Genomic DNA, 20332 nt, shown 5'->3' with positions numbered 1-20332 from the left:
CGCGCGAACGCCGCACGCCGCCGTGCGCGAATCGCGCTGAGCGTCGATGGCAATCACCGAAGTACCTGAATACGCGCATCTGAGTGACACTGACCTCGAGGAGCTCGCGGCCGCGCTGGAAGCGATCCGGTGCGATATCGAGGATTCGCGCGGTGCCAAGGATCGGGCATATATCAAGCGCGCCATTGCTTTTCACCGATCCCTCGAGATCGCGGCCAGGCTAGTCATCGGCTGTAGCAAGAGCCGGTTTGGATGGGCCGTCGGAACCGCCGCTCTGGGCGCGGCGAAGTGCATCGACAACATGGAACTCGGCCATAACATCAGCCACGGTCAATGGGATTGGATGAACGACCCGGAAATCCATTCCAGTACGTGGGAGTGGGACGCAGCCAGTCTCACGTCGCAGTGGCAGTACTCCCACAATTACCGGCACCATGTCTTCGCGAACGTGGTCGGCGTGGATGACGACCTCGGATTCGGAATCATGCGGGTCACCCGGGACCAGGAGTGGCGGCCGGCCAACTTGGTGCAGCCGCTGCGTGCGTTGCTCCTGGCGCTCTTATTCGAGTGGGGCGTAGCAATGCACGGCTTGTATTCGGCGCAGGATCGCGAGACCACGGACGCCGGTAAAGCCAGACACAGAACAGCGCTCATCCGCAAGATGGCCCGCCAGGCCGGCAAGGACTATGTTGTCTTTCCCGTGCTGAGTCGCCGGCGGTGGTGGCGCACACTCGCGGCCAATATGGTTGCCAACGGGCTGCGCAACGTGTGGGCGTGCGCCGTGATCGTATGCGGTCACTTCGCGGACGGGGCGGAAAAGTTCACCCCGTCCGTGCTGGACGGTGAGACAAAGCCCGAATGGTATCTCCGGCAAATGCTGGGTACCGCGAACTTCCGCGCCGGGAGGGTACTGGCGTTCATGAGCGGAAATCTCTGCTACCAAATCGAACACCACCTCTACCCCGACCTACCGAGCAACCGGTACCCGGAGATCGCCGTTCGGGTGCGCGCTTTGTGCGTCGCCTACGATCTGCCGTATACCACGGGTTCGCTACTACGCCAGTACCTGCTCACCGTGCGCACAATCTGCAAATTGGCGCTACCGGACCGGTTCCTTTCCGCTACCTCCGACGACGCACCCGAGACCGCGTCCGAGCACCGGTTCCGGAAGGTCGCGAAGCGATCGCACCTATCGGGCGACGGGCACGATATGCGGCGACGCGGATTGGCAACGGCAATACTCGCCGGTCAGCGCCAGCCAAGTAGAGGACGTTAAATCGGGCTCAACGGCGTCGGGTGCGTCGCGGCCGAAATGCCCGTCGCGGCAAGGAAAAGCGCACACGATCGTCATATCCGCACGGCCCGAACCGCGCACATCTGGCACGGCGGTCGCGGGCACACGCTGTTTGCTCAACGCGAGGGGTAGCACCGCCACCGCCTAACGGGGCCTCGAAACGCTACCCAACTTCATATGGCCCCGTTGGTCACATCGGGAATGCCCGGCACTGATGTGCTACGGACAAGCCGCTCGGCTGGACCGAGCGCGATTGCGAACCGCCGCAGATGGCCATGTGGATCACCACTCCATCAGCCCCGACAGTCGCTCGATCAGTTCGTCGAATGTTGCGATCGCAACCGAGTGAGCGCCGCGCATCATTGCCAACTTGCTCATCTTTGCGAAGAATGTCGACCCGTCTAAGTGCCACAAGCTTCTGATCGTGTTAGCACGTAGGCGACCAACGGCGAAAAGTGTTTCTTCGGTCGGCAGGGCCGAGTAGATGTCTTCATAGCTCATCGAGGTGACCGCATGGCGTGAGCAGCCGAGTATCTCTGCGAATGCAGTGTTAGCGAAGAGGACCGCGCCGTCGTCTGCCAGGGCTATGGCAGGAACCGGGTATTGCTCGAGCACCAACAGGGCAGGCATTTGGCTTAGTTGAGCCATTGCCGCATCGTCTGCCCGCGAAGAACGGCAGCGCTCTAACATTCATCTACCTAATTGCTCCAACGCTGTTTAGCCAACGCAATGGAGCGGCATCAGTGTCGGCGCTGAAGCGCCGAGAGTCCGGTCGGCCGCGGCCAGATGAGTCGCAGGTGGTATTAGGCCCGTATCGCTCACCATAGCTACCAAGAGACCTACAAGCTAGGCCGATACCAGAATTTCATAGGCCTCTATGCTGATTTTTTCGTAACGCGCTACCACACCCCGGCCGCAGCGTTGGGACTCGCGCCCTTCAAGCCCACACCACTTGTCGCGTGTCACGGCATGTGCATCCGGCGCCATCGACGCCGGCCGCGGGCGGGCCGACACCGCACCAGCCGCAGAAGTCGAATCATGCAGCCGGACAACATCATTGAGTGCGACTCGGGCCACATGACGGCGGCCACGGTATTCAAATCACCTGGTGACGCGCGGGGTCACAAGCTTGCTCGCGAGAACCGGGCGCCCTCTGAAACAGCGTTGCGCTCGTCAAATCACTCCGACTGGTGAAAGGTGGACTCATGACGTTGCGGACGAACCCACCGGCTGCCGGAATCTCGTTCGGCTAGATGTGGCGATCCACGAGCAGCTCCTCGCCGCCGTCGATGGACGGCGAGGTGTGGAGGCTGCCGACCGGATCTGCGAAGCGTGCGTGGTTTTCTTCCACGTTGAGGCGGCGGCGATTTCGCTCATTTTCGAGGGTGCGAACAGCGGAACATTGGGATCCAGCGGCGCGCCTGCACGCATGTACGACGAACTCCAATTCATCCTGGGCGAGGGACCATGCCTGGATGCCGTTAGCCGGCGGATTCCCGTCTCGGTCGTCGACCTCGCCGATCCTGAGGAAGGTCGCTGGCCCGCCTACCGGCCGACGATGCTGGCTCACCAGATCAGAGGCGTCTACGCAATACCCGTCGTTGTAGCCGGCGAATTTGTCGGCGCCCTCGACCTCTTCCGTACGCAGCCGGGCCCCCTACCGGGCGAAGAACTGACCGGTGCGCTCGCCGCCGCGGAGCTCGCGGGCATTCCCGTGTTGGACCTCCTTGAGGCTGACCTGCAGGCCGCCGTGGCCGACCCCAACAGCAACGCCTGGGCGGAACTCAACGCGCTGAGCCGCACGGAGGTCAGCCAGGCGACCGGCATGCTCGTCGCCCAGCTAGGGGTTGAGCCCGCGGAGGCCCTGGTCAGGTTGCGCGCCCACGCGTACGCCACCGGGCGCAGCGCCACAGACGTGGCCCGCGACATCCTCGACCGCCGACTGATGCTGGAGGCCGACTGATGCTCGTACGGAAAATGGGAAAAGTCCAGGGAGGAGGGCGATGTGACCGACACCCCTCGTGAAAGCCGTGTGCTGGACGCCGTCGTCTCGCTCGTCGATAGCCTGCTCGACGACTTCGATGTGGTCGACCTGCTGACGGGGCTGACGGAGCGCTGTGCCGAGCTGCTCGACGTCGAGGCCGCTGGATTTCTGCTCGCCGACCCGCTGCAACAACTCCGCCTGCTGGCCGCCACCTCCGAGCAGGCCCGCGAACTCGAACTCTTCCAGCTGCAAGCCGACGAGGGCCCCTGCGTGGATTGCTATGCCACGGGGCAACCGGTCTCGGTCGCCGACGTGCAAGACGCAGCCGAGCGGTGGCCGCGGTTCGTTCCCGCTGCGGTCCGGGCAGGCGTTGCCTCCGTGCACGCCGTCCCAATGCGCGCCGCCGGCATCGTTTTGGGTGCGCTCGGTTTGTTCGGCACGCACCCCGGCCAGCTCACGGATGCGGATCTGCTCGTTGGCCAGACCCTGACGCACATCGCATGCGTCGCGATCCTGCAGGAACGGCCACCGACACCCGCCACCGTCATGCCGCAGCTACGCTCGGCGCTGACCAGCCGCGTCATCGTCGAGCAGGCCAAGGGCTTCCTACGCGAGAAGCTGGACGTTTCCGTGGAAGCGGCGTTCCATCTGTTGCGGACCTACGCGCGGGCCCGCGGCGAACACCTGACGGACGTGGCCCGCAGATTGATGACCGATCGGCATTCCCGTCCGGCACTGGTGGCCGACCTTGCCGAGCTCATGGCGGCGCCACCGCAATAACGGGTCAGCGACGCCTTGCGCGGGCGCGCCGCACGGCCTCCTCGACCAGCCGCTCGGCGACGGCGTAAAGCTTGATGTTCTCGCTTTGGCTGATGTGGGTGAGCCGTTCGAAGGCGTCGTCCGCGCTGCCACCCGAGCGGCTCCGGACGATGCCGATCGCCTGATCGATCACCGATCGGCTATTCAACGCGCGCTGCAGCCGCAGGGTCCGTTCGTGCGCGTTGGCCAGCAATTGCGCGTTGTAGATCGACACTGCTGCGGACTTGGCGAATTGGGACCCCAACAGCACGGCGTGCTCGGCGAACGCATCACGGCTTTTGGCGTAGGCATTGATCGAGCCGATCACCTCGTCGCCGACGATCAACGGGAGCGCTAGCGCCGAGTGCATGCGCATCCGGGCTACCCGGCCACCGAAGTGCGGCCAACGGTTGTCGCTGCCCAGCGATCCGCTCAGTGTGGGTCGTCGCGACTGCATACAGCTGATGCATGGCCCCTCTTTGAGTTCGTCGTACTGGACCGTGTCGATCTCGTGAACCAGTACCGCTGTCGCGGCCCAGGTCCGGACGCTGGAGATGCCGTGCTGCGGATCGATCAACGCGACGCCCACGCCGTCGGCGCCCGGAATCGCGTGGGCCGCGAACTCCGCCACGTCCCGGAGGAGATCGATCACCCCTTGGGCACCGGCCACGATTCCGGCAACTCCACGGAGCCCCGCGTACAGTTCGGCCTCATCGGCTTCCCGTTCGGTGGGGGAGAGGTAGGGCACGGGCGACACCGTGCGACCGGGCTGGGCGTCGAAGTCGGCCAACATGCCTCCTCCCCGTACACCGTCGGTGACCGACAAATTTACTCCCCCGTCGCGTCTTGCGAATGTCAGCCGACGAGCGCCAGCGTGTGGGCGCGCCGCAACTTCCCAGACGGCGTCTTGGGGATCATTCCCGGCTCGAGCACAACCACGTTGCGCGGGCGGACATCGACCTCGGCGACGACCTCGTGGGCCACTTGATGCTCGATGCGGCGCACCTCGGCCGCAGTCTGCCAGTTGTTGGACTCCACGGCGACGGCGAACGTCTCGCGTGGGTGCCCGGCGTCCAGCCGGACGGCGACGGCAGAGCCTGGCCGGACTCCGGAAACGCGCGCGGCGGCGCGTTCGATGTCGGTGGGGTAGATGTTGCGGCCGGCCATGATGATCACGTCCTTGACACGACCGCAGACCACGACGTGGCCGGCCTCGGTGAGGTAGCCGAGGTCGCCGGTGTCATACCAACCCTGGTCGTCTTGAGCAGCGACGAAACCGGCCATCGTTTCATAACCCAGTGTCACCGGCTCGCCGCGCACCTGGATGACCCCGACGCCCCGGGCGGGCAGGATGCTGCCATCTTCGTCGATGATGCGTGCCTCGAGGCCGTTCAGCAGAGGGCCAAGCGTGGCCAGCCGCCGAGTTTTGCCCTTGGTCGCAGGGACCGCTCGGTGCAATACGGCGAGCAGGTCGGCGTCGACCTCGTCGACCACCAGGCCCCCGCCGCACTCGGAGAACGACACCGCCACGGTGGTCTCGGCCATGCCGTAAGCCGGCAGGATGGCCTCCGGACGCAACCCGAACGGCTTGCCGGCTTCGCAGAGCTCTTCGACGTCGGCTGGTTCAACCTGTTCGGCGCCTGACAGCGCCCAACGCAGCGTGGACAGGTCGAACTGGCCCGGCTGGGCCAGTTTGCGAAGGCGTCTGGCGAACAACTTGTAGGCGAAGTTCGGCGCCGCCGTCATGGTGCCCTTGTACTTGTCGATCAGCTTGGCCCATAGCAGGGTGTCGCGCAGGAAGTCCATCGGCGTGACTTTGACCAGCTCCGCGCCGAAAAACATTGGCACTGTCAAGAAGCCGGTCATGCCCATATCGTGGAACAGCGGCAACCAGCTGACGATCACGTCGGTGTCGATGTCGACGCTGGCTCCGGCGAACATCGCCTCGGCGTTGGACACCACGTTGCGGTGTGTGATCCGTACGGCCTTGGGCGAGCCGGTGGATCCCGAGGTCAATTGCAGCAGCGCAACGTCGTCGTCGGCGGTCTCGACCGGATCGATCGGGCGGCTGTCGAGTAGCCGGTCGATGATCAGTACCCGGACACCGAGCTGGGACAGCAACGGGGCCGCGGCGATGAAAGGGTCGGAGACCACAACCGCTTTGGCGCCGATCATCTTGATGACCGCGGTGGTCTCCCGCGCCCAGCGCTCGAGGTCGGTCCGCGGCGTGGGTTGGTGGAGCATGGTGAGGCTGGCGCCGCGCATCCAGACGCCCTGCCCGGCCGGGGCGATCTCAGCCGGGGCACCGGCCAGCACGGGGACGGCGTCACCGGGGCCGACGCCAGCGGTGGCCAAGCCACCCGCGATCCGCCGGGCCCGCTCGTGCACTTCGCCCCAGGTATGCCGGATCGGGCAGTTCGGCTCCCCGGTGATCAAACCCTTCGAACTGGATTGGGCGGTGCCGTACATCGTTTCGGTGAATTTGCTCAAGACCATTCCTTCGGCTCCGCCGGTGTTGAGCCGCGAAGCTCGGACCCAAATTGCGGCGGGACGGCACCGCTGGTGCCACTGCGGTGCGACCGTCGCCCGCCCGGGAATGAAGCTGGCGATGACCACAGCGGGAGAGCCTGGCTCTTTCAAGCCACGCCTAAGCTGGTCCGTCACTCCGCCCCAAGCGAGGTGTCGAACACTTCAGGCCCCCTGAGGGCATACAAGGACGCGCCATCGGGCGCGCCCATATTGCGGACCCCCCGAAGAGCTCTGCACGCAAGTCCGTCAGTGTCAATCCGAGACCACAAACCCTGTGACGGTCGGTATAGGCGGGCGATTCAGACACGCTCTACGGCGGGGACCTCTAGTAGATCGCCACCGGACGTTTCCGGTAAGGCTGGGGAGTCAACCGTTAGCAACGATACCGCGTGGCCCGGCGTTCGCGGAATCGTTAAGCGACGTGGGGGTGTGGAAGCATCCATTTTCAGCCAGCGCCAACGGCGGCCGTTTTCCTGGCCGGTGGCACCAAGTTTCGCAGTCCGCAACTCAAGAACGTGAGGTGTTCATGTAGTCGACCTCGCTGCGACGAAGCGGCACAAGCGATTTCGGTGTGCGCTCGCCCAATGTGTTTGCGCTGCCATGAAATTGATCGATTTCGTCGTGCTCGGTGCATAACTATCGCGAGTTCATGGGGGCCGCACGTCGCTACCCGCACAAGCGGGTAAAGGAAGTAGACAGCGGAATCAGAGGGACCTGAGAATCAGCCCGCGATGTCTACCCGGTGATCGTCTTGTATTGCGGGCAGTAGGCGGACGTCGAAATCCCTAGGAAGAAGCCGGCTTGTCTTGCCGACAGATTGGTGTCCCTCATCAGCTGCATCAGCAGCAGGGGGCGCGTGGTGCCTTGGTCGAGTAGGGCGCACATTTTGCGGCCCTCCTGAACCGCGGCGTTGCCATCGGGAACCGGGATCCCCTGGCTGACAAGGGCGGCGACGAAAGCGTCATCGGTTGAGTCCGCTGCTGCCGGCGCCGCACACAGCGGCGCCGCGGTGCAGAGCAGGACCGCGACGAATGCCGCCCACGTCCCAGGACCGACGTTCGTGTGGGTCATGGTTCCTCTTAGCGCGCTGAATTCTGCTTCGATTCAAAAGTAACTGCGCCGTTCGTCGGAGGGAAGCGACACGGAAGGCGTTGTTTCCATCACCGCGACTTTTAGCCCCGCCCGATCTCTGCGGCCCAAGCGTCCCGGCGTTCGGGCCGGCAGCGGGGAAACCAACGGTACGAGCGCTGCACCGCGTGCGGCGCCTCGTCGACCGGTGGTGTGCGTGCGGCCCGTCGTGAAAGTGCCCAGCGGGGTGGCTATCGGTGCGCTGTTAGGCTTCGCGCGATGCGCGTGGCATGGGTGGTTTGCTCCCAGGTCGTGCATTGTTGTCGCTAACCCGTAATCCCTTGCGCGGTTTAGGAATTGGCGTCGCAGTGGCGTTCTTGATCGTCAAGGCGAGTCTGCTCGTCCGCCGTTCGCGAGCGGCCACACAGGCCTGAGGCGGATGGTCACATCATCGGCGGGAATGGCAGCAGCCAGGTCATCGACGGATCGAGAGTGCCTTTGTATTGCGGGCAGTAGGACACCACCGAAACGCCGACGAAGAAGCCGGCTTGTTTAGCCGTGAGATTCGTCTCCTTCTTCAGTCTCATCACGACAAACGATGAGTCCTGGCCCTTGTCCAGCCCGGCGCACACCTCGCGGCCCTTCGAGATCGCGGTGCCGGGATCGGGCACGGGGATCCCGTTCTTGTCGAGGGCGGCGACGAATGCGTCGTCGGTTTGATCCGCTGGTGCCGGCGCCGCGGAGAGCAGCGCTGCGGCGGACAGCAGGGCCGCGCACGCCAGCGACTGCTTCCCACGACCTATCCGCATGCGGGTCATAGCCTTCCCCTGGAAGGGGTTCCTGCTTGGAGTCAACACCGACCCGGCTGAACGTTAGCCGAATTCCAGACGTACTGCTCGCTAAGCCGATACCCGGTGCTCACCCGGCGCCGCGCGTCGCGCGCGAGATGCCGGCGGACACCGCCCGGCAAACGCCGATCCCTAGATCGCTGGGCTGGCGGCGCAGCGGACCCGGTAGGGTCAAGGGGGTGTGCGGAGTCACCGGGGAGGTGCGACTCGACGACCGGGTGCCCGATCTCGCGGCGGTGTCAGCGATGGCCGCCGTGTTGGCGCCACGGGGGCCGGATGCGGCGGGCGCCTGGTCACAGGGCCGGGTTGCCCTTGGGCATCGTCGCCTCAAGATCATTGACCTGACCGAAGCGGGCGCCCAGCCGATGGTCGACGCCGAGCTGGGCCTGGCCATCGCCTGGAACGGCTGCATCTACAACTACAAGGAGCTGCGCCGCGAGCTCGCCGGGCATGGCTACCGGTTCTTTTCGCACAGCGACACCGAGGTCCTGCTCAAGGCGTATCACCGCTGGGGTGACGACTTCGTCAGTCACCTGCATGGCATGTTCGCGTTCGCCATCGTCGAACGCGACAGCGGTCGCGTCTTGCTGGGCCGCGATCGGCTCGGCATCAAGCCCATGTACCTGACCGAGGACGGCCACCGGATCCGGTTCGCGTCGACGCTTCCGGCACTGCTGGCCGGCGGTGGCGTGGACACCCGCATCGACCCCGACGCGCTGCACCACTACATGACCTTCCACTCCGTGGTGCCCGCCCCGCTGACCATCCTGCGCGGCGTGCGCAAGATCTCCCCTGGGTCGCTCGTCGCCATCGAGCCGGACGGCCGGCGCACCACCACGACCTACTGGACGCCGGACTTCACCCGGCGCGACGACCGTTGCGACTGGTCCGAACGCGACTGGGAGGACGCCGTGCTCACGTCGTTGCGGGTTGCGGTCGAGCGCCGGCTGGTCGCCGACGTTCCGGTCGGGTGCCTGCTGTCCGGCGGCGTCGACTCCAGCCTGATCGTCGGCCTGCTGGCCGAGGCCGGTCAGCACGGGTTGTCGACCTTTTCCATCGGCTTCGAGTCGGCGGGTGGCGTCGAAGGCGACGAGTTCCGGTGGTCGGACATCATCGCCGAGCGTTTCGGCACCGACCACCATCAGATCCGCATCGGCACCGACCGGATGCTGCCGGCTCTCGACGGGGCGATCGGCGCGATGAGCGAGCCGATGGTCAGCCACGACTGCGTCGCCTTCTACCTGCTCAGCCAGGAAGTGGCGCGGCACGTCAAGGTCGTGCAATCGGGTCAGGGCGCCGACGAGGTCTTCGCGGGTTACCACTGGTATCCGCCGATGGGTTCGCCGGCCGCCGCGACCGTGGCGGGTTCGGTGGACGAATATCGGGGCGCGTTCTTTGACCGCGACGCGGCGGGCGTCCGGGATCTGTTGGGACGGGCTTACTTCGCCGAAGGCGACCCCAGCGAGCGGTTCATCACCGAGCACTTCGCGCGGGCGGGCGCCGAAACCGGCGTCGACCGTGCGCTGCGCCTGGACACCACGGTGATGCTGGTCGACGACCCGGTGAAGCGCGTCGACAATATGACCATGGCCTGGGGACTGGAGGGCCGGGTCCCGTTCCTCGACCACGAGTTGGTCGAGCTGGCGGCGACCTGCCCCCCGGAGCTGAAGATCGCCCACGAAGGCAAAGGCGTGCTCAAACAGGCTGCGCGACGGGTGATTCCGTCGGAGGTCATCGACCGGCCCAAGGGCTATTTCCCCGTTCCGGCGCTGACCCACCTCGAAGGCCCGTACCTCGACATGGTGCGCGACGCCTTGTACGCGCCGGTCGCCAAGGAGCGCGGCCTGTTTCGCGCAGACGCGGTCGACGCCCTGCTGGCAGACCCCAACGGCAAGCTGACTCCGCTTCGCGGCAATGAGCTCTGGCAGATCGCGTTGCTCGAGCTCTGGTTGCAGCGTCACGGCGTGACGGGGCCGGCCGCATGAGCGGCACCGACCACCCAGAGGAACACACCGAGGCCATCACGCTGGCCCTGCACGACGCGTCGCCGCCCGAGCTGGTGGACGCGATGGCCAAGGACGTCGAGCTCGAATTAGGTTGGGGCCGATTAATTTTCGGCCAGACCTTCGCCAACGCCGGCACGCTGGCCGAGGCGCTGCGACGGGAAGCCCCGGGGCGGCGCGACATCTGCATCTATGCCCGCGAGTCCCACGTGGTGGTCGCCGGGGCGCCGAACGAGCTGTTCATCGACCCGAGCCACACCTATCGGCTGCGCTTCACCGGCGCGGACAACGAGAGCCGCGCCCCGTCGCCGCCGGTCGGGGTGACGGTCCGCACGCTGAAGACGCCTGCCGACGCGGACGCGATGAACCGCGTGTTCGTGCGCTGCGGGATGGTGCCCGCGCCCGTCGAGACCATCTGGCACAACCATCAGCACGTCAAGGCGGTGAAATACCTGCTCGCGGTCCGGGACGACGATTGCGCCGTGGTGGGCACGGTTACCGGCGTAGACCACGAGCTGCTGTTCAGAGATCCCGAGGAGGGATCGAGCCTGTGGACCCTCGCCGTCGATCCCGCCGCGGCGCTACCCGGGGTCGGTGAGACCCTGACCCGCGCCCTGGCCGAGTATTTCCGTCGCAAGGGCCGCGCCTACCTGGATCTGTCGGTGGCACACGACAACGCCGCCGCGATCGGCCTCTACGAGAAGCTCGGTTTCCGCCGCGTTCCGGTGCTGGCGATCAAGCGGAAGAACGCGATCAACGAGCCGCTGTTCAGCCCGCCCCCGGAGACCGTCGACGACCTCAATCCCTACGCGCGGATCATCGCCGACGAGGCGCTGCGCCGCGGCATCTGGGTCGAGGTCCTCGACGCGGAGACCGGCGAGATGCGGCTCACCCACGGTGGCCGCAGCGTCATCACCCGTGAATCGCTGTCCGAGTTCACCTCGGCGATCGCGATGTGCCGCTGCGACGACAAGCGCCTGACGCGTCGCCTGGTCTCGGACGCGGGCATTACGGTTCCCCGCGCCCGGCTGGCCACCGGCGACGATGACGATTACGACTTCCTGCAGGAGATCGGGGAGGCCGTGGTCAAGCCCACCCGCGGGGAACAGGGCAAGGGCATCACGGTGGGGGTGACCGCCGAAAAGGGGCCCGGCGAGCTGTCGGCCGCCGTGGCCAGGGCGCGCGAGCTTCACCCGGAGGTGCTGATCGAGGAGCGGGTCACGGGCCACGACCTGCGCCTGGTGGTGATCGACGGGCGCGTCGTTGCCGCCGCGCTGCGGATGCCGCCCGAAATCCTGGGCACGGGCGAGCACACCGTGCGGGACTTGATCGCGGCCGAGAGCCGGCGGCGCTCGGCGGCCACCGGTGGCGAGTCGAAGATTCCGCTCGACGGCCTCACCGAGGCCACTGTCGCCGAGGCCGGGTGGGGGCTGGACGACGTGCTGCCCCAGGGCACCCGGCTCCGCGTGCGTCGCACCGCCAACCTGCACCAGGGCGGCACGATCCACGACGTGACCGCCCAGGTGAACCCCGACCTGTATCGGGTCGCGGTGGCCGCGGCCGAGGCGATCGGGATCCCGGTGACGGGCATCGACCTGCTGGTGCCCGACGTCACCGGCACCGACTACGCCTTCATCGAGGCCAACGAGCGACCCGGACTTGCCAACCACGAACCCCAGCCCACGGCCGCGGCGTTCATCGACTTCCTGTTCCCCGGCCACCCCGGCCAGCCGCCGGCCTGGACTCCTGAGGAATCACGCACCGACCGGGACTGAGGCTTGCGATACGCCTCGCCGGGGTAATTCTCCGTTCACTGCGAGAGGAGCCCGATGAGCGAAAGCGTGCAAACCGGAACCATCACCACCAACGTCCCGGCGCGGCTGGACCGACTGCCCTGGGGCCGATTTCACTGGCGCGTCGTCATCGGGCTCGGCGGCGTGTGGATCCTCGACGGGCTCGAGGTCACCATGGTCGGCAACGTGTCGTCGCGCCTCACCGAAAAGGGCAGCGGCATCGACCTCAATCCCGCCCAGATCGGCCTGGCGGCGGCGTTCTACATCGGCGGGGCCTGCTTGGGTGCGTTGTTCTTCGGCCACCTGACGGACCGGTTCGGACGGCGCAACCTGTTCATCCTGACCCTGGCGGTGTACTTGACCGCGACCGTCGCGACCGCATTCTCCTTCGCGCCTTGGTATTTCTTCATCGCGCGCTTCTTCACGGGCGCCGGCATAGGCGGGGAATACGCCGCGATCAACTCCGCGATCGACGAGCTGATCCCCGCGCGGGTGCGCGGTCGCGTGGACCTGATCATCAACGGGACGTACTGGCTGGGATCGGCCGCCGGGGCGGCCGGCGCGCTGGTGCTGCTGGACACGTCGAACTTCCCGGCGAACATCGGGTGGCGGCTCGCCTTCGGGATCGGAGCCGTCTTCGGCATCTTCGTCCTGCTCGTCCGGCGCAACGTTCCGGAAAGCCCGCGGTGGTTGTTCATCCACGGGCGCGACGAGGAAGCCGAGCGCATCGTCGGCGAAATCGAGGGCGACCTGCGGCGCGAAACGGGAGAGCCGTTGCCCGAGCCGCAGGGGCGACCGCTCAAAATCCGCCAGCGCCAAACCATTTCTTTCCGGGAGATCGCCAAGGTGGCGTTCACGCTCTACCCTCGGCGCGCGGTGCTGGGCTTGGCGCTGTTCATCGGCCAGGCGTTCCTCTACAACGGCGTGACGTTCAACCTGGGCACCCTGTTGAGCGGGTTCTACGGAGTCCCGTCGGGCAAGGTGCCGCTGTTCTTCATCCTGTGGGCGCTGAGCAATTTCGCCGGGCCCCTGGTGCTCGGCCACCTGTTCGACACCGTTGGCCGCAAACCGATGATCACGCTGACCTACATCGGTTCGGCCGTGGTGGCCGTCGTCCTCGCGGTGGTCTTCGTGAGCCAAACCGGCGGCCCCTGGACCTTCATCGCCGTCCTGGCGGTGGCGTTCTTCCTGGCCTCGGCGGGCGCGAGCGCGGCCTACCTGACCGTCAGCGAAATCTTCCCGATGGAGACCAGGGCGCTGGCGATCGCGTTCTTCTACGCGGTCGGCACGGCGATCGGCGGCATCAGCGGCCCGCTGTTGTTCGGGCAGTTGATCAGTTCCGGCCAGCGCGGCCTGGTGGTCTGGTCGTTCCTGATCGGGGCGGCGGTGATGGCGATTGCGGGCCTGATCGAACTGTGGCTCGGCGTGGCGGCCGAGCAACGCCCGCTCGAAGAATTGGCGTTGCCGTTGACGGTGGCCGACGCCGAAGGTGACGACACGAACCCAAGCCACGGCGGCCGTACCGCCTGAGCGCATCGCCGGGGGGCGTTTCGTGATCGCAACCATCGCGGATCCGCTATTGACACCGGCGTAACAAGTTCGCCATCGAACGTTCCTAGGGTGAGGCGGTCTATTTCCGTAGCGAACATCGCGTCCCCCGTCAGCGATAGGAACTCCATTGAGCGGCAACGCAGTCCGCCTGCAGGCGATCAACAACGTCGAGGCATACGTCCCACCGGCGAACAGCTTCGTACCCGGTGAAGCGCCAGGCGAGATCTTCGGCTCCAACGTCTTCACCAAGGCTGAGATGCAGGCGCGGCTGCCCAAGTCGGTGTTCAAGTCCATCGTGGCGACGATCGAGAAGGGGACCAAGCTCGACCCTGCGGTCGCAGACACCGTCGCGGTGGCCATGAAGGATTGGGCTCTGGAGAAGGGTTCGACCCACTACGCCCACGTGTTCTACCCGATGACCGGCCTGACCGCCGAAAAGCACGACAGCTTCCTGGAGCCCGTCTCCGATGGTCAGACGCTCGCCGAGTTCGCCGGCAAGACCCTCATCCAGGGCGAACCCGATGCCTCCAGCTTCCCGTCGGGCGGGCTGCGGAGCACATTCGAGGCACGTGGCTACACCGGCTGGGACGTCACCAGCCCGGCCTACATCCTGGAGAACCCCAACGGCAACACACTCTGCATTCCGACGGTGTTCGTCTCGATGACGGGTGAAGCGCTGGACTACAAGACGCCGCTATTGCGCAGCCAGCAGGCCATGGGCATCCACGCCGAGCGCATCCTGAAGCTCTTCGGCCACCAGGATCTCAACAAGGTCGTGTCGTTCTGCGGCCCGGAGCAGGAGTACTTCCTGGTCGACCGGCACTTCTTCCTGGCGCGACCGGACCTGGTCAATGCCGGCCGTACCTTGTTCGGCGCCAAGCCGCCCAAGGGGCAGGAGTTCGACGACCACTACTTCGGTGCCGTGCCCGAGCGCGTCCTCGGCTTCATGATGGACACCGAGCGGGAGCTGTTCAAGTTAGGTATTCCCGCCAAGACCCGGCACAACGAGGTGGCCCCGGGCCAATTCGAGATTGCGCCGATGTTTGAACGCGCGAACATCGCCTCGGACCACCAGCAGCTGCTGATGACGATCTTCAAGACGATCGCCAAAAAGCACGGCATGGAATGCCTGTTCCACGAGAAGCCATTCGCCGGCGTCAACGGATCCGGTAAGCACGTCAACTTCTCGATGGGCAATTCCGAGCTGGGCTCGCTGCTGGTCCCGGGCGATACCCCGCACGAGAACGCCCAGTTCCTGGTGTTCTGCGCCGCGGTGATCCGCGCCGTGCACAAGTTCGCCGGCCTGCTGCGCGTGTCGGTCGCATCGGCCACCAACGATCACCGCCTGGGTGCCAACGAAGCGCCGCCGGCGATCATCTCGATCTTCCTCGGGGAACAGCTCGCCGACGTGTTCGAACAGATCGCCAAGGGGGCGGCCACGTCATCGAAGGGCAAGGGCACCATGATCATCGGTGTCGACACGCTGCCGCCGCTGCCGACCGACCCCGGCGACCGCAACCGCACCAGCCCGTTCGCGTTCACCGGCAACCGATTCGAGTTCCGGGCCCCCGGTTCCGGGCAGACGGTCGCCGTGCCGTTGATCGTCCTCAACACGATCATGGCGGACTCACTCGACTACATGGCCACGATTCTGGAGAAGGCCGTCGGTGACGGCGAGGACTTCGACGTGGCCGTGCAGAAGCTGCTCACCGACATCATCACCGAACACGGTGACGTGGTGTACAACGGGGACGGGTATTCGGAGAAGTGGCAGATCGAGGCAGCCGAACGAGGCTTACCGAACCTCAAGACCACGCTGGACGCCATTCCCGAGCTGATCAAGCCGGAAGCGGTCGAGATCTTCGAAAAGTACGGCGTGTTCAGCGAACGTGAGTTGCACAGCCGCTACGAGGTCCGCTTGGAGCAGTACGTGCTGACCGTGGCTGTCGAGGCGAAGCTGACCCTGGAGATAGGGACGACGGTCATCCTGCCGGCCGCCATCCGCTACCAGACCGAGCTGGCGCAGAACGTCGCGACCCTGAAGGCCGCCGGCGTGCAGCCGAGCACGGCTGCCCTGGAAGCGGTTTCGGCCCCGCTGGCCGATCTCGCCGTGGCCCTGACGACGCTCAAGGCCGCGCTGTCCGACCACTCGGCACAGTCTGCGCTCGATGAGGCGACGCATGCCCAGGAAGCGCTGTTGCCGGCGATGGAAGCGGTGCGTTTTGCCGCCGACACACTGGAATGCGTTGTGGCCGACGACTTGTGGCCTCTTCCCACCTATCAGGAGATGCTGTACATCCTGTGAGGGCTTTTCTCCCCTAGATCCGACGCCGGGCGTGGGGGTTGACCGCGCAAGCGGCGGTGATCCGCAGCCCCCACACCCGGCGTTCGGCCCCCTATTCGGCGCCCCTGTCGGCGCAAGAATTTCGCAAGATCTTCGCCATTATCTGGCAAGCGATGTGCCGCAACCTTTCTGCCAACGGGCAATCGCCGTTCGCCCGGACGGACCGAAAGGGTGCGAAGTGGCCAACAGCCCCAACGACAGGATTTACGATTTGGCCATGTCGCTCCAGGCGGGCCAGGTCTTTGCCGGATACACGATCATTCGGCCGCTCGGCTCGGGCGGGATGGGCCAGGTGTACCTGGCGGCGCATCCGCGGCTGCCGCGCGAGGACGCGCTCAAAGTGCTGCCGCCGGAGCTGACCGCCGACGCCGAGTTTCGGGGCCGTTTCGTGCGGGAGGCCGACCTGGCGGCCGGTTTGTCGCACCCCCACATCGTCAGGGTTCACGACCGCGGGGAGGAGGACGGCCACTTTTGGATCTCGATGGCCTACGTGCCCGGCGCCGATGTGGGCCGGCTGGTGCAGGACAACTACCCGGGTGGGATGCCCCTCGACGAGGTGGTGCCGATCATCACCGCCGTGGCCTCGGCGCTGGACTACGCGCACCATCGGGGTTTGCTGCACCGCGACGTCAAGCCGGCCAACATCTTGCTGAGCGAGCCGGACGGGCAGACGCGCCGGGCATTTCTGGCCGACTTCGGCGTCGCGCGCCGCATCGATGACGCGACTGGGCTGACCGCGACCAACATGACGGTGGGTACCGCGGCCTACGCGGCCCCCGAGCAGTTGAAGGGGGAGCCGATTGACGGGCGAACCGACCAATATGCGTTGGCGTGCACCGCCTTTCACCTGCTGACCGGTTGCGAACCCTATGTCGATCCCAACCCGGCCGTGGTGATCAGCAAGCATGTCAATGCACCGCCGCCGTCCATCGGCGCACACCGGCCGGAGTTGGCGGAGCTCGATGCGGTGTTTGCCGCCGCGATGGCCAAGGAGCCGGCCGGCCGGTTCGGCAGCTGTGGGGAATTCGCCGCCCACCTCGGGCCGCAGCCGAGCCCGGATTTCGCGTACGCGGGCGAGATTCCGGTGCGCGCGGACACCCAAGACACCGAACCCTCGATCGGCGTGGTGGCACCCACCGCGCCGCTGCAGCCCAAACCGCCTGCCTTGCAACGGCTCGGCCGCCCGGGCGTGCTGATCCCGGCCCTCGCGGGCGTGGCGCTGCTGATCGCCGGTGGCGTCTTCGCAACCGACAAGCTCACCCAGGCAAGCAAGCCGGCCAGCACCGCGACGCCCGCCGCCGCGCCGTCGCCCAAGACCCCACCACCCAACACCGGTCCCTTCACCGGGATCTACCGGGCCGACTTCGCCCGGATCGGCAGCATCGAAGGCCAACCGGCACCGGGACAGGCGCCGACAACGGAAACGTGGGGCATCAGCTCGGCGTGCCGCCCCACCGGTTGCGTGGCGAGCGCGTCACGCCTCACCGGCGAAAGCATGCAGGTGTCGACGATGGTCTTCGACCAGGTCGGCGAAAACTGGGTGGCCGTCAGCGCCGGCTCGAGCACGTGCACCAACACCAAACTTGACGGCGATATCTGGGAGACGTTCACCCTGCAACCGCGCCCCGACGGCACCCTCGCCGGTGAGGCCACCGAAATCATGGACAAGGGGTGCGCCAACAAACGAACGGTCACCTTCACCCGCACCGGAGACGTCGACGTCAGCAGCCTCCCCGACCCGAACACCCTGCCGCCGCGGGTGGTGTCGCCGGCCGAGGCGGTGCACGGCCGCTACCACGAATCCGACGTCACGCCGAGTGGCTACAAAGGGCAGCAGGACTACGTCGTCCGGACGGACTGCCTTCGCACCGGCGACCGGTGCATGAGCTTCTTCCACGCTCCGCCGGCTTCCGCCATGGCGTTGGTATTCGGCGGCGGGGAGTGGATCTACGACCGCGAGTTCGACGGCCGGTGCTCCAAGGGCGGCACGGCGCACGTGAGGATCGTGACGCACTTCGGATTGCCGCAACCGGCACAGGATCCGGTCGCGCTGCTCACCGGACACGGCCACGAGGACGTGGCGAATTCTGCGGGCGTCAACTGCGGTAGCACCGACGTCGACGTAAAGTTCGCCCGCACCGGCGATTAGCTCCGGCTACCCGATCAGCTTGGTGAGCCAGGTCGGATCCTGATAGTTAACCGACTTGGTGCCGTCCCAGACGAACGGTGTCCCAGTGGCGTTGAGCCCGGTCAGCGTCGCATCGCCGGCCGCGGCCTTGGCCTTGGCCGTGCCGACGTCATCGCCCGCCTTGATGCAATCGAGCGCGCTGGCGTCGGCGCCGACGGTCTTGGCGAGCTGGGCCAGTTCACCGTCGGTGCGGTCTTCCGGGGCGTTCTCGGCGGGCTGGAAGTTGCTGGCGAACAGGCCCGAGTAGTAATTGGCGTAGATCTTGGGATCGTTTTGCGCCGCAACGCAATACGAGGCCGCCACCGCCCGGGTCGAGTAGTTCTTGCTGTGTGACCTGTCGTCGAGGAAGTTCAGCAGGTGATAACGCACCGCGAGCTTCTTGTTGTTCACTGCGCTGTCGATATCGCTCGCGTTCGACCGGATGAAGCTGCCGCACGGCGGGCAGATGGGTTCGTTGAAGATGTCGATCGTCGTCGGGGCCGCCGAGCTACCCACGTACACACCGTCATCGAGGACCTTGAGCTCAACCGCGTCCGGTGGCGGCGGTGCGGATGTCGACGTGTGGGACGGCGGCGACGACTGCCACGGGTGGGCGGCGACGACGACCAGCCCGGCCTCGGCGGCCACCACGACGGCGGCGCCGGCGCCGACCCACGGCCAGGGGTTGCGTCCGCGCCGGGGCGGTGAACCCCACGGTGGCGTTCCGGTGGCGCCCACGTCGCCGGTGCCCCAGGCGGGGGCACCGGGCCACCCCGTGGGCTGGGGCGCCGATCCGCCTAGCCAGCCCGGCGCCGGTGGAGTCGACGTCGCGGGCCACGCTTGGCCCTGTAGCGGCGTGTGGTTCGCCATGACCGGCGGCGGCGCAGGCGCAAAACCGCCGGGTGGCTGGCCGGCAAACGCGGCCGGCATGTTCGCCACCTGGCTGCGCTGCAGAATGTCGGTCGCGCGGTCCTGGTCGGGCGTGGCCAGCGCGGCGTAGGCGGCCGCCGACAGATCGCCGCACGTGGCATAGCGGGCCGCGGGATCCTTGGCCATGCCGTGCGCGATGACGCCGTCGAAGGCCACCGGGATGCTCGGCCGCGCGGCGCTGGGCCGCGGGATCGCCTGGTTGAGGTGGGCGCCCATCACGCCGATGGTGTCGCCGGTGTAGGGCGGGGAACCGGTCAGGCACTCGTACAGCACGCAGGTCAGGGCGTAGATGTCAGCGCGGTAGGTCACCTCGGCGTCGCTGAACCGTTCGGGGGCCATGTATTTGACGGTGCCCACCGTGGTGCCGAACTGGGTCAGCTTCTCGTCGGACGTGGCGCTGGCGATGCCGAAGTCCACCAGGTACGCAAAGTCATCGGCACTGACCAGGATGTTTTCCGGCTTCACGTCGCGGTGCATCACCCCGGCGGCGTGAGCGGCGTCGAGGGCCGAGCCGATCTGGCGCACGATCGCCACCGCCCGCGGCGGCGACAGCGGCCCGTAGCGGCTCAGCATGGTCGCCAGGTCGTTGCCGTCGATCAGGCGCATGTCCACATAAAGCTGGCCGTCGATCTCGCCGAAATCGTGAATCGGCACGACGTGCGGTTCCTGCAGCCGCCCGGCGGTGCGGGCCTCGCGCTGCATGCGCGAGCGAAAGACGGGATCGCTGGACAGCGCCTGCGACATCAGCTTGAGCGCCACGATCCGTTCGCGCACCGTGTCCTCGGCCTCATAGACGTCGCCCATCCCGCCGCGGCCCACCAACCGCCGTAGCCGATACGGCCCGAACTGCGAGCCCTCCCGCGAATCCGCGGTCGTCTCACTCATCCCGACTCCTCACCCGCCACAGGGCGCCGCAAACCACCGCAAAGTGGCGTGCAGGCATAAGGCTAATGGTTTCGGCAACCGCGGGGCACGGTGAATAGCCAGAATGCCAGCTAATTCCGGTTCGGCTGGTTATGGCGG

14 protein-coding genes are annotated in these 20332 nt (G+C 66.5%); 8 read left to right on the top strand and 6 right to left on the bottom strand.

Annotated features, from left to right (window positions below; genetic code table 11):
• The first annotated feature begins 46 nt into the window (after positions 1-46).
• Positions 47-1276, top strand: coding sequence for an acyl-CoA desaturase (locus tag A5764_RS00260; RefSeq protein ID WP_067106676.1), 1230 nt, complete (start codon positions 47-49; stop codon positions 1274-1276).
• A 300-nt stretch (positions 1277-1576) separates the two neighbouring features.
• Here A5764_RS00260 and A5764_RS00255 read toward each other — a convergent pair whose 3' ends face one another.
• Positions 1577-1942 (bottom strand): PAS domain-containing protein, encoded by a 366-nt coding sequence (locus A5764_RS00255; protein ID WP_067106673.1) that lies wholly within the window; start codon positions 1940-1942, stop codon positions 1577-1579.
• Positions 1943-2549: 607 nt separating this feature from the next.
• Here A5764_RS00255 and A5764_RS00250 point away from each other — a divergent pair.
• Both A5764_RS00250 and A5764_RS00245 read left to right on the top strand, forming a co-directional pair.
• Positions 2550-3257, top strand: coding sequence for a GAF and ANTAR domain-containing protein (locus A5764_RS00250; protein ID WP_067106670.1), 708 nt, complete (start codon positions 2550-2552; stop codon positions 3255-3257).
• Positions 3258-3299: 42 nt separating this feature from the next.
• Positions 3300-4058, top strand: a complete 759-nt coding sequence (locus A5764_RS00245) for a GAF and ANTAR domain-containing protein (RefSeq protein WP_067106667.1) — start codon at positions 3300-3302, stop codon at positions 4056-4058.
• 4 nt (positions 4059-4062) lie between these two features.
• On the opposite strand, the gene A5764_RS00240 is transcribed toward A5764_RS00245, so the two are convergent.
• From A5764_RS00240 to A5764_RS00225, 4 genes are all read right to left on the bottom strand, one after another.
• Positions 4063-4866 carry a GAF and ANTAR domain-containing protein gene (locus tag A5764_RS00240; RefSeq protein WP_067106814.1) on the bottom strand — a complete coding sequence of 268 codons (804 nt, stop codon included), beginning with the start codon at positions 4864-4866 and terminating at the stop codon, positions 4063-4065.
• A gap of 65 nt (positions 4867-4931) precedes the next feature.
• Positions 4932-6566, bottom strand: a complete 1635-nt coding sequence (locus A5764_RS00235) for a fatty acyl-AMP ligase (RefSeq protein WP_067106812.1) — start codon at positions 6564-6566, stop codon at positions 4932-4934.
• A gap of 774 nt (positions 6567-7340) precedes the next feature.
• Positions 7341-7676 (bottom strand): DUF732 domain-containing protein, encoded by a 336-nt coding sequence (locus A5764_RS00230; RefSeq protein ID WP_067106664.1) that lies wholly within the window; start codon positions 7674-7676, stop codon positions 7341-7343.
• A 440-nt stretch (positions 7677-8116) separates the two neighbouring features.
• Positions 8117-8491, bottom strand: a complete 375-nt coding sequence (locus A5764_RS00225) for a DUF732 domain-containing protein (RefSeq protein WP_067106662.1) — start codon at positions 8489-8491, stop codon at positions 8117-8119.
• A 209-nt stretch (positions 8492-8700) separates the two neighbouring features.
• Between A5764_RS00225 and A5764_RS00220 the strand changes: the two genes are divergently transcribed.
• The 5 genes from A5764_RS00220 (at position 8701) to A5764_RS29785 (ending at position 18361) form a co-directional block, all read left to right on the top strand.
• Positions 8701-10506 carry an N-acetylglutaminylglutamine amidotransferase gene (locus A5764_RS00220; RefSeq protein WP_067106658.1) on the top strand — a complete coding sequence of 602 codons (1806 nt, stop codon included), beginning with the start codon at positions 8701-8703 and terminating at the stop codon, positions 10504-10506.
• Positions 10503-12299 (top strand): N-acetylglutaminylglutamine synthetase, encoded by a 1797-nt coding sequence (gene ngg, locus A5764_RS00215; protein ID WP_067106655.1) that lies wholly within the window; start codon positions 10503-10505, stop codon positions 12297-12299. Before A5764_RS00220 ends, ngg begins: the two co-directional genes overlap by 4 nt.
• A gap of 54 nt (positions 12300-12353) precedes the next feature.
• Positions 12354-13847 (top strand): MFS transporter, encoded by a 1494-nt coding sequence (locus A5764_RS00210; protein ID WP_067106652.1) that lies wholly within the window; start codon positions 12354-12356, stop codon positions 13845-13847.
• A gap of 148 nt (positions 13848-13995) precedes the next feature.
• On the top strand, positions 13996-16173 hold the full coding sequence (locus A5764_RS00205; RefSeq protein ID WP_067106649.1) for a glutamine synthetase III: 2178 nt from the start codon (positions 13996-13998) through the stop codon (positions 16171-16173).
• 256 nt (positions 16174-16429) lie between these two features.
• A complete protein-coding gene (locus A5764_RS29785; protein ID WP_082951382.1) occupies positions 16430-18361 on the top strand; it encodes a serine/threonine-protein kinase in 1932 nt (643 codons plus the stop codon).
• Positions 18362-18367: 6 nt separating this feature from the next.
• On the opposite strand, the gene A5764_RS00195 is transcribed toward A5764_RS29785, so the two are convergent.
• Positions 18368-20194 (bottom strand): serine/threonine protein kinase PknE, encoded by a 1827-nt coding sequence (locus A5764_RS00195; RefSeq protein WP_067106644.1) that lies wholly within the window; start codon positions 20192-20194, stop codon positions 18368-18370.
• Positions 20195-20332 lie beyond the last annotated feature (138 nt).

This window comes from Mycobacterium sp. 852002-51057_SCH5723018 (assembly GCF_001667035.1).
In the GTDB taxonomy this organism is placed as follows: domain Bacteria; phylum Actinomycetota; class Actinomycetes; order Mycobacteriales; family Mycobacteriaceae; genus Mycobacterium.
The sequence above is the reverse complement of the archived record's forward strand: the minus strand, read 5'-3'. Positions and strand labels throughout refer to the sequence as shown.